At 56.4% G+C, this 10,347-nt stretch carries 9 protein-coding genes; 6 read left to right on the forward strand and 3 right to left on the reverse strand.

Annotated features, from left to right (window positions below; genetic code table 11):
- Nucleotides 1-1,385: substrate-binding domain-containing protein (locus IQ273_RS24675; protein ID WP_194025799.1), on the reverse strand; the 1,385-nt coding region annotated here is incomplete at its 3' end.
- 595 nt (nt 1,386-1,980) lie between these two features.
- Here IQ273_RS24675 and IQ273_RS24680 point away from each other — a divergent pair.
- From IQ273_RS24680 to psbA, 5 genes are all read left to right on the forward strand, one after another.
- Nucleotides 1,981-3,399, forward strand: a complete 1,419-nt coding sequence (locus tag IQ273_RS24680) for a folate/biopterin family MFS transporter (protein WP_194025800.1) — start codon at nt 1,981-1,983, stop codon at nt 3,397-3,399.
- A gap of 112 nt (nt 3,400-3,511) precedes the next feature.
- Nucleotides 3,512-5,035 carry a carotenoid oxygenase family protein gene (locus tag IQ273_RS24685; RefSeq protein ID WP_194025801.1) on the forward strand — a complete coding sequence of 508 codons (1,524 nt, stop codon included), beginning with the start codon at nt 3,512-3,514 and terminating at the stop codon, nt 5,033-5,035.
- A gap of 187 nt (nt 5,036-5,222) precedes the next feature.
- Nucleotides 5,223-6,737 carry an FAD-dependent oxidoreductase gene (locus IQ273_RS24690; RefSeq protein WP_194025802.1) on the forward strand — a complete coding sequence of 505 codons (1,515 nt, stop codon included), beginning with the start codon at nt 5,223-5,225 and terminating at the stop codon, nt 6,735-6,737.
- A 45-nt stretch (nt 6,738-6,782) separates the two neighbouring features.
- The gene (locus IQ273_RS24695; protein ID WP_194025803.1) at nt 6,783-7,130 is read left to right on the forward strand and encodes a histidine triad nucleotide-binding protein; all 348 of its coding nucleotides are present in this window, start codon (nt 6,783-6,785) and stop codon (nt 7,128-7,130) included.
- Nucleotides 7,131-7,338: 208 nt separating this feature from the next.
- Entirely contained in the window at nt 7,339-8,424 is a 1,086-nt protein-coding gene (gene psbA / locus IQ273_RS24700; RefSeq protein ID WP_194025804.1) for a photosystem II q(b) protein, read from the forward strand.
- A gap of 273 nt (nt 8,425-8,697) precedes the next feature.
- On the opposite strand, the gene IQ273_RS24705 is transcribed toward psbA, so the two are convergent.
- Both IQ273_RS24705 and IQ273_RS24710 read right to left on the reverse strand, forming a co-directional pair.
- Entirely contained in the window at nt 8,698-9,630 is a 933-nt protein-coding gene (locus tag IQ273_RS24705; RefSeq protein ID WP_194025805.1) for a DUF4432 family protein, read from the reverse strand.
- Between the two features lie 181 nt (nt 9,631-9,811).
- Complete coding sequence (locus tag IQ273_RS24710; RefSeq protein WP_194025806.1) at nt 9,812-10,147, reverse strand: cupin domain-containing protein; 336 nt, start codon at nt 10,145-10,147, stop codon at nt 9,812-9,814.
- A gap of 100 nt (nt 10,148-10,247) precedes the next feature.
- On the opposite strand from IQ273_RS24710, the gene IQ273_RS35975 reads away from it, so the two are divergent.
- The coding region (locus tag IQ273_RS35975; RefSeq protein WP_194021068.1) for a transposase at nt 10,248-10,347 on the forward strand (100 nt) is incomplete at its 3' end.

Here is a 10,347-nt window from a genome sequence, read left to right on the forward strand (position 1 = left end):
GGCGGCTCAGGCACCACTGGCGGTTCGGGCACTACTGGCTCGGGCGCTGGCGGTTCGGGTGCTGGCGCGGGCATAGCGGCCACCACAGGCTCATCGACCAGCAGCGGCGGTGCAGCAGCAGCAGGGGTTGTTGCCACAGGTGGCTCAACCGCAGGAGGAATGGGATGTTGGGCGCTGGGAGGGGGGTCGATGGGTTGAGCGCTGGGAGGCGGTACAACGGCTGTCTCAGCATCAGGAGACATGCTTCTTCTGCCGCGACCCAGTAGCCATGCCAACCCACCTAGGGCGGCAAGAGGTAGAAGCAACCACCACCAGGCAAACCCTCCGTCATTGTCGGCTACAACCGGGGCTGTCTCGGCTGGTGCTGGGGCCACCGCCTCTGGGTCGGCATCGGTCGGTGCTGGAGCTACGGCTAGGGTTTCTTCTGCAACAGGGTCTACCGGGGCGGTTACTCCCTCAGCAACATCCCCGACTTCGGCCACCTGAGCCGCCGCAAAAGCAGCTAGACCTTCTGAAGAAGTCGCGTAGCCTAAAAAGGCTGCTACCGCAGGGGTAGGCTCTCCGCTATAGACAAAATAGCGAGGCTGAGAGTAGGGGTAGCGAGGGTCATCGGGCAGGGTCTGGTGCATAGGCACAATGGTGACCGCCGGCTGGTCGATCACATGGGGCGCGATCGCATAGCTAATGCCATCGTCGTTCAGCGCCTGAATCACCGCTGCCGTATCGTCTTCAGCCACCGTGTCGGTAGTGGGGCCAGCTTCAAAGGGAGCACTACCAAACACTTCGTACTGGCTGAGCGAGCGGCGGGTGTCGCTGTCTGCGGGGCGATCGACAAACCGAATTGGGCCAGGCTCGCTCCCAACCTGTGACCAGTCGGTGATTTCGCCCCGAAACATAGCGGCAAACTGCTCAAAGGTCAGGTTGCCATCGAAGGGATTGTCAGGGCCAGTGATGATCGCGATTTTGGCCCGTTCTAGAGCTACCGTGTTTAAATTCTGCGCCTGTTCTTCATCTGTGAGGGGGCGTCCGATTGCCGCCAGGTCAGCGTTTCCGTCGATCAGGGCCGCGATCGCCTCATCGCTGTTGGTCACCTCTACCCCAACCTCAGTACCCTCATAGGCCGCTTCAAACTCCTGCTTCAGCGCCTCGGCAGCAAAACCCAGGTTGGGGGAACTCTGAATTGACAGCGTCGTCCCTGAAGGCACGGTTTCAGGTAGCGAAAACTCCGGAGACTGGGCAACCTGAGCCAGGGCAAACTCCCTCAAAGCGGGATGAGCTGCCGGGCTAAGGGCAAATAGTGCGGCAACGAGAAGCTTGGCTGAGTACTGCATCGTTGTGACGAGGGAGGCAAAGAACTGAAGGCTAGGCGAATATACCAAGTCCACAGGCAAAACAGGAATATGCTGACTCGCAGAACCCGTTGATTGACCCAGATTTGGTGCGTACCCGAGAATTACGCTCAACTATTGCAGTATTCGCCAGGGGAGTCAATACAAAAACCTTGGCAAGCTTTAGGGGCAATCTCGCCCCTAAACGGTCGAATATTTCAAAAAACAAGCTATTTTGCCCCACTAAAACCCGGCGAGAGCGCAGCTGACTCCTTCAATCGACTCGCCACTCCCTATGAGCATGGCGGGCTAACGCTCCTAACAGCGTTCCAACTTATTGGCGTTGGCGTTGGCCACCGTCAATAAGTTGGTTTGGGCAGGGTTGCCCTAATCGCCCAGCCACGGCACGCCCCAATCCTTATTCCAATCCGTGCCATTGATCCGATGGAATAGTTTCTCAATCGATTTGGAGAACGACCAATCCCGCTATTTTCAGGGTTTTTCACTCTGAAGTTTTCTATCCCTCGATAGACCAACCTGGTGGGGCTACACCCCAACCACTTACAGCAGCGAGTTATCATGGGAAAACCATTGACATTTCTTAACAAATCCGAGAGCGCTTAGACCCCTGATTGGCAAGACTGATTTATTCATGACGGCTTCCTCCCCCTCAACCAGCGGCATTAAAGGCTTTGTGGAGAATCGCATTCTCCTGGGCCAGCCCCTGACCTCAGAACTGGCCGCCATTTTGCTGGTGTACTTTGTACAGGGCATTTTAGGCTTGGCTCGGCTGGCAGTCAGCTTTTTTCTCAAAGATGATTTGGGGCTGACTCCAGCAGAAGTAGCCGCTCTCAGCGGCATTGCCACCCTGCCCTGGACAGTCAAGCCCGTGTTTGGCCTCCTGTCGGATGGTCTGCCCATTTTTGGCTATCGACGGCGGCCCTACCTGATGTTGTCGGGGGTTTTGGGAGCCGGGGCGTGGCTGGCGCTGGCGACCGTAGTGCAGACGGGCTGGGCTGCGATCGCGGCCATTACTCTCAGCTCTCTATCGGTCGCCGTTAGCGACGTCATCGTCGACTCTCTAGTGGTAGAACGCGCCCGAGGCGAATCTTTGGGCAAAGCCGGTACGCTGCAATCGCTGGCCTGGGGCACGTCGGCAGTCGGAGGCGTTCTCACCGCCTATCTGGGCGGGGCGCTGCTTCAGCACGTCAGCACTCGCACCGTCTTTGGCATTACCGCCACCTTTCCACTGATTGTGTCGCTGGTGGCTATTCTAATTACCGAAGACCCAGTAGACTCGCCCAGCTGGGCGGTCGTCAACAACCAGGTCAAGCAGCTCTGGCAGGCTGTTCGCCAGCGGGCAATCTGGATGCCAGCCCTGTTTCTCTTCCTTTGGCAGGCTACCCCCACCGCCGACGCCGCCTTCTTTTTCTTTACCACCAATGATTTGGGCTTTCAGCCTGAGTTTTTGGGTCGGGTGCGGCTGGTAACCAGCCTGGCATCGCTGCTGGGCATTTGGGTATTTCAGCGATTTTTGCGCACAGTGCCCTTTCGCACTATTTTTGCCTGGTCAACGGTGCTCTCTAGCGTGCTGGGTATGAGCATGCTGCTGCTGGTTACCCACGTCAACCGCACCCTGGGTATTGGCGATGAGTGGTTTAGCCTGGGCGATAGCCTGGTGCTTACCGTCATGGGCGAAATCGCCTTTATGCCCGTGCTGGTGCTCTCGGCTCGGCTGTGCCCCCCCGGCGTAGAGGCCACCCTGTTTGCCCTGCTGATGTCGGTGGTGAATTTAGCCGGGCTGCTCTCCCACGAGCTAGGCGCGGTGCTCACCCACTGGCTTAGCGTGACCGAAACGAACTTCGACAACCTGTGGGAGCTGGTGCTAATCACCAACCTCACCACCCTGCTACCCCTGCCGCTGCTGTTTTTGCTGCCCTCATCGTCGTCGCAGAGTGTTGGCGACAGTCATGTCGAAGAGCTACCTCCGGCTGAAACCCCTGTGGTGCCAACCACGCTCTTTGCCGCTGTTTCAACCGAGCACCCCGTCGTCGTCGGTGACCCCGATTAGCCCAGGGCCAGCGATCGCGCCTAAAACAGGCATGGCGACGGATGGCACTACCGCTTAGGGTTATGCACTCTGTCTTTAATGCTCCTTACTATCTTTTACCCTCCCAATCGAGATGCCTACCTACCCCATCATCAATTCCCCCACCATGACCGCCGCCGAGGCTGGGTCTAACGCCGCCTTTTCCGTCGAAGACTGGAGCAGCGGCTACCGCTCTCAGCCCAACGAGCACAGCTACTGGGTCACCGATATTGAGGGCCACATTCCGGCAGATCTCGAGGGCACCCTGTTTCGCAATGGTCCCGGCCTGCTCGATGTCCAAGGTCACCCCGTCAAGCACCCGTTTGATGGCGATGGCATGATCAGCAGTCTTGCCATTCAGGATGGGAAAGCGTTCTTTCGCAACCGCTTTGTGCGCACGGCGGCCTACCTAGCCGAACAAGAGGCGGAGAAGCCGCTGTTTCGCGGCGTGTTTGGCACCCAAAAGCCCGGTGGCCCCCTGGCCAATGCCTTTGACCTCAATCTCAAAAATATTGCCAATACCCACATCGTCTACTGGGCCGACAAGCTGCTGGCCCTATGGGAAGCAGCCGAACCCCATCGCCTAGACCCATCTACCTTAGAAACCCTGGGGCTAGACTATCTGAACGGGCTGATTGCTCCCGGCGGTTCCTTCACCGCCCACCCTAAAATCGACCCTGGCCACCACGGCGACCAACGGCTAGTAGGTTTTTCGCTTAAAACCGGGCTGTCTAGCAAGATCACGCTCTACGAGATCGACGCCCAGGGCAATGCCCTCAGTCAGCACAGCCACTCGATTCCTGGCTTTGCCTTCATTCACGATTTTGCCCTTACCCCTAACTACGCCATCTTTTTCCAAAACCCCGTAAGTTTTGGTCCAATTCCCTTCTTGCTGGGGTTCAAGGGCGCGGCAGAATGCATTAGCTTTAACCCCAAAGAGCCAACCAAAATTCTGGTCATTCCTCGCAATGGCGACCCCATGCAGGTAATCGAGACTGACCCCTGCTTTGTGTTTCACCACGCCAACGCCTTCGAGCAAGAGGGTCAGATCGTAATTGACTCTGTTTGTTACGGCAGTTTTCCGTCTTTAGATGGCAGCAGCGACTTTCGCGATGTCGATTTTGATAGCGTTCCGGCAGGAGAACTGTGGCACTTTAGCCTCAATGTGGCGGCGGGTACGGCTGAAGTCAGCAAACAGCTGACCCGCTGTGTGGAGTTTCCCACTCTGCACCCCGACTACCTGGGGCGGCCCTACCGTCATCTATTTATAGGTACCGCCCACGCGCCCCAGGGCAACGCCCCGCTGCAAGCCCTGCTCAAGCTCGACACCCATACGGGCGAGACCGAGATGTGGAGCGCTGCCCCGCGTGGGTTTATGGGTGAGCCGCTGTTTGTGCCTCGGCCCCAGGGCCAGGGTGAAGATGACGGCTGGGTACTGGTGCTGATGTATAACGCTGAGCGCCAGTGCTCTGACCTGGTGATTTTGGAGGGCAAAGATATTACCGCTGGCCCTGTAGCTCGCCTCAAATTGCCCCACCATGTGCCCTACGGCCTGCACGGTAGCTTTGTGCCCCACTACTTTGGCCCAGAAGCTGGCTCCCAAGAAGCTCAAGGCTAGACTTGCTCGCTTTTGATGGCGGCAATGGCGAATGAGCGATCGCGCCCCATGGCCGCCTATGCCCTCTGGTCCAGCCCCTAAAGCCTACAGTTATGCCCTATGGGAGATGCTTGACTACCGCTATAGAAAGAGGGGAATACGAACCTAGAAAGAGAGGATTAAACTATCCTCTCTTTTTGGTTTTTTAATGACGCTTACCGGACGCCACGTTTCGTACTGGATTGACTCGACGCTGCCCTCTAGCTACCCAACCCTGAGTCAAAACGTGACCGTGGATGTGGCGATTGTAGGCGCTGGGCTAGCGGGGGTAACGACGGCCAAGCTGCTCAAGCAGGCGGGTAAAACCGTGGCGCTGATTGAGGCCGATCGCATTGGTGTAGGCGTTTCGGGCCATACCACCGCCAAAGTTGCGGCCCTGCAACAGCTTATTTACGCCGAGCTGATTGAGCAGCACGGTAAAGAAAAGGCGCAGCTGTTTGGCGAATCTAACCGGGCGGCGATCGCCCGCTTGGCCGACCTAATTGCGGCTGAAAATATTGACTGCGACTTTGAGCGCAAGGCCAACTACACCTTTGCCACCGATGCCGATGGGCTAGCCAAGGTCAAAAAGGAGGTCGAAGCAGCCCAGAGCCTGGGCCTGCCCGCCAGCTTTGTCGAAAGCGTGGATCTGCCCTTCCCGATCACCGGGGCAATCATGATGCCCGACGAGGCCCAGTTTCACCCCCGCAAGTTTACGCTGGCGATCGCGGCGACCCTACCCGGCGACGGCAGCTACGTCTTTGAGCAAACCCGAGTCAAAACGGTCGAAGACGAAGGTCCCTGCCGTGTTATTACCCACAACGGCTCTACTGTTACCGCCCAGGATGTGGTGATTGCCACCAACCTGCCGATTCTCGACATTGGCCTCTACTTTGCCAAAACCTACCCCAAACGGTCCTACATTGTCGGTGGACACATTGACCCCGCTCAAGCTCCCCAAGGCATGTACATCGGCGTCGGTGATAACTACCGCTCTATTCGCTCTACCCCCACCGACGACGGCGGCACGGTGCTGATGGTGGGTGGTGAAGGCCACAAAGTCGGCAAAGACGACGCCACCGACGAGCGCTTTGAGCGCCTAGAGAGCTACCTGCGCAGTACCTTTGGAGTCGAGCCCGAGTATCGCTGGTCTACCCAAGACTACATTTCTTTCGACAAGCTGCCCTACATCGGCAACCTCACCCCGGCCCACCAGCACACCTACGTCGCCACCGGGTTTAGCCTCTGGGGCATGGCCAAGTCTGTTCTCTCGGCCATGGTGCTATCAGATCGCATTCTCGGCATTCACAACCCCTGGGCCGACCTGTACGAGGCTACTCGCCCTACCCCCTTTGTCACCTCTACTTCAATTCAGCAAAACCTGGAGGTCGGTGCGCACTGGGTGGGCGATCGCCTCAAGGGCCTGTTCGACTCCACCGACAGCGTTGAGCCAGGCGTTGGCAAGCTCGTCACCCACAACGGCAGCAAAATCGCCGCCTACCGCGACGACAGCGGCCAGCTCCACACTGTCTCGGCGGTATGCCCTCACCTGGGCTGCATTGTCGCCTGGAACCAGGCCGAGAAAAGCTGGGATTGCCCCTGCCACGGTTCCCGCTTTAGCTGTGAGGGCAACATTTTGCACGGCCCCGCCGTTAAGCCCCTAGAGCAAAAAGTGTGTGATTAATTAACCCATGCGACAATAGCGGCGTCTTTTAGCTCAACTTTTCCCATGAGTGGCGACACCATCTTTGGCAAAATCATCCGCAAAGAGATTCCGGCCAACATAGTCTATGAGGATGATCTCTGCCTAGCCTTTACCGACATTACCCCCAAGGCCCCAACTCACATTCTGGTTATTCCTAAGCAGCCGATTCCTAAGCTTGCAGATGCAACTACAGACGATAAAGAACTGTTAGGGCACTTGTTGCTAACCGTTAAAGAAATTGCCGATCAGCATGGCTTAACTGAAAACGGCTATCGAGTGGTGATCAACACCGGAGACGACGGTGGGCAAACGGTTTACCACCTACACCTGCATCTGCTGGGTGGCCGTAGCCTAGGGTGGCCGCCCGGCTAGTCTGTTTACTTTTGTACAACGAAATAAACTTTCCTTTCTCACAATTTTCTAGAGAAAAGGGAAATTTTACACTGCATGTGGGTGGTTAGTATTCAAGTCCAGCCCAGGTGTGAAGTTTTGCCTGTGGGCAACCTCTACACCTGAGCTTGGGTTTGATCGCTAATCATCCAACATTCATTTTTTGTTGTTATTCATTGGCACTTTTACCATGACTACTACTCTTCGCGCCCGCGACAATGCGGGAGCCTGGGAGCGGTTTTGTCAGTGGATTACCAGTACCGAGAACCGCCTCTATGTGGGTTGGTTTGGCGTTCTGATGATTCCCACTCTGCTAGCCGCAACCACCTGCTTTATCATCGCGTTTATCGCCGCACCTGCGGTAGATATCGACGGCATCCGTGAGCCCGTCGCTGGTTCGCTGATGTACGGCAACAACATCATCTCCGGTGCGGTTGTGCCCTCGTCTAATGCGATCGGCCTGCACTTCTACCCCATCTGGGAAGCCGCTTCCCTCGATGAGTGGCTGTACAACGGTGGCCCTTACCAGCTAATTATTTTCCACTTCCTGATCGGCATTTTTGCCTATATGGGTCGTCAGTGGGAACTGAGCTATCGCCTGGGCATGCGCCCCTGGATCTGCGTCGCTTACAGCGCTCCGCTGTCTGCCGCTACCGCCGTATTTTTGATCTACCCCCTGGGCCAAGGCTCGTTCTCTGACGGCATGCCTCTGGGTATCTCGGGTACCTTCAACTTTATGCTGGTGTTCCAGGCTGAGCACAACATTCTGATGCACCCCTTCCACATGCTCGGTGTGGCTGGTGTGTTCGGTGGTTCCCTGTTTTCCGCCATGCACGGTTCGCTGGTGACCTCTTCGCTGGTGCGTGAGACCACCGAGACCGAGTCTCAGAACTACGGCTACAAGTTTGGCCAAGAAGAAGAGACCTACAACATCGTTGCGGCCCACGGCTACTTCGGTCGATTGATCTTCCAATATGCCAGCTTCAACAACAGCCGCTCTCTGCACTTCTTCTTGGGTGCGTGGCCTGTCATCGGTATCTGGTTTACGTCGCTGGGCATTAGCACCATGGCGTTCAACCTGAACGGGTTCAACTTCAACCAGTCGGTCCTCGACTCTCAGGGTCGTGTGATTGGCACCTGGGCTGATGTAATCAACCGGGCCAACCTGGGTATGGAAGTGATGCACGAGCGCAATGCTCACAACTTCCCCCTCGACCTGGCATTTGCCGGTGAGGCTACCCCCGTTGCCCTACAGGCTCCTGTAATCAACGGCTAGGTTGTGAATGTGGGCGGGGTTTGGCTCTGCCCATTCTGTAACAGGTCGAATGAAGGTAATTGCGCCCCAGGTTTCTGGGGCGTTTTTTGTTGCTAATCCGTATGTGGGTTAATTCAAATGTAGGATGGGCTAGCGATAGCGTAACCCATGTGAGTGTTGGGTTGCGTGCCTCAAGCCAACCTACATCGATTTATGTTTAATTTTAATTGCCGCCTATTGCGTTTGCCTACTTAGAGGCCCATTGCCTGATATTGATCAAAGACAAGGGTGCCGTCAATCGCGCTGTAGGTGCAGCATAAGCCTGCGGCGCTGATGCTCTTGGGGTTGCAGCAAAGCCGCTGTGCCATTGCGACAGGCTTCTTCTAGATCAGAAGGTAGGGTAGTGCAAGGTTCTACCACAACTACATAATGGCCCCGCCAGCCACCGTAGCTTTGAAACATCCACACGTAGGGAAAATCGGCTGTATCGAACGTCATTAGCAAAGATGACTGGCTGCGCTGATGACGAATGCCGCAGAGCCCCTTCGCTAGCTCAGATGCATAGTAAAACTCTTGCAGCTGAGACGAGGGCGGCGGCATAACCCGCAGATCGACTGCTTTGCCACTGGCCCCAATGGCTTTAGGAAAACGGGTTTTGCCGGGCTGGCCGATGATTTTGCTGAACTCCAAAAATGCCGGTTCTACCCAGCAGTCGGGCAGTAGTATTTCATCCCCAGCTTCGATCGCGATCGCGGCATGGTGCTTGAACAAAAACGGAATTTGCTGCTCAGACTGATTTTTGAACTCGTAAACCAAGCTGGCCTCGGGGCGATTGGCGTTGAGCTGAATGGTCTTTTTGACCCATACGGGCACCGTTTGGCACTGGTAGCCCAGCGTTAGGCTGAGGGGCGAGGTTTCTAAAACCTGCCACGACTGCGACCACAGCTCGCCGTGGTCGGCCAAATTTCGGCCCTGAAATGGTCCAGCGGCATCATTGGGAAACACCTCATCCCAGCCGCCAGTCCAGTGGTCGTCAAAGGAGTCACCAACGGCCAGCGATCGCGTTGTTTCAGGCGCGTAGTGGGAGGGATGCCAAAGCCAGGCATGCCCCGTTTGCAGGTCTTCTAGCTGATCAATTCGTCCGCCTAAATCAGGCCGAATCGTCAACCTGATTTCGGGATTCTCTAGGGTTAAAACTTGCGCTTGCTCTACCGTTTCCAGTGCCATTCCTACACTGATCCCTAACGAAATTTGATATGAGAACCCCTGATTTGGAACAGGCACGTTGCAGGGGCATAGCGTTTTGTAGCCTATGGGGAGGCATTACAGCATATGACCCAGTGCAATGCCCCTACAAACTAGGGGTAACCCATGGCGAATTCAGTATCAGACCCAGCGGTCATCAAGCCTAGTTGCGTCCGTGCATGACAGCGGGGGGTGTTGTCACTTCAACGGCGGTGAAGGGTTCCAAAATTTTGTAGGTGTGGGATGCGCTTTCGGGCACAACCCAGGAGTTGCCGGGTTCGAGCACCACCATCTGGCCTTCGAGATGAAGTTCAGCCCGCCCGCTGATGACGTAGCCGATCGCCTCGTAGGGTCGCTGGGCTTCCGGTTTAGCCTCACCGGGCTGTTCATTTTCCCACAGCCGCATGGCCATCTTTTTGCTGAGGGCCAGATGCTTTTGCCCCATCGCACCCATCGGTGCCGCTTCAGAGGTGACTTTGATGATGGTGGTGTCGGTCATAGTTTTGTATTCGGCTCAATAGGTGTTTCAGGGAGGTGACCTGCAAGCAGATGATGTATTCGCTAGGCTGAACACTAAAGTGCACCTGCTCTGCGATCTCATGCTAACCCTGACACACCTTTTGGAAGAGGCCAAGTGCTACGACAGCGTTCGGACGTTGCGCTGGCCCGACGGCGTTATCCGGTGTCCGAAGTGCGGCT

Origin of the sequence: Nodosilinea sp. LEGE 07298, from assembly GCF_015207265.1 — a bacterium.
In the GTDB taxonomy this organism is placed as follows: domain Bacteria; phylum Cyanobacteriota; class Cyanobacteriia; order Phormidesmidales; family Phormidesmidaceae; genus Nodosilinea.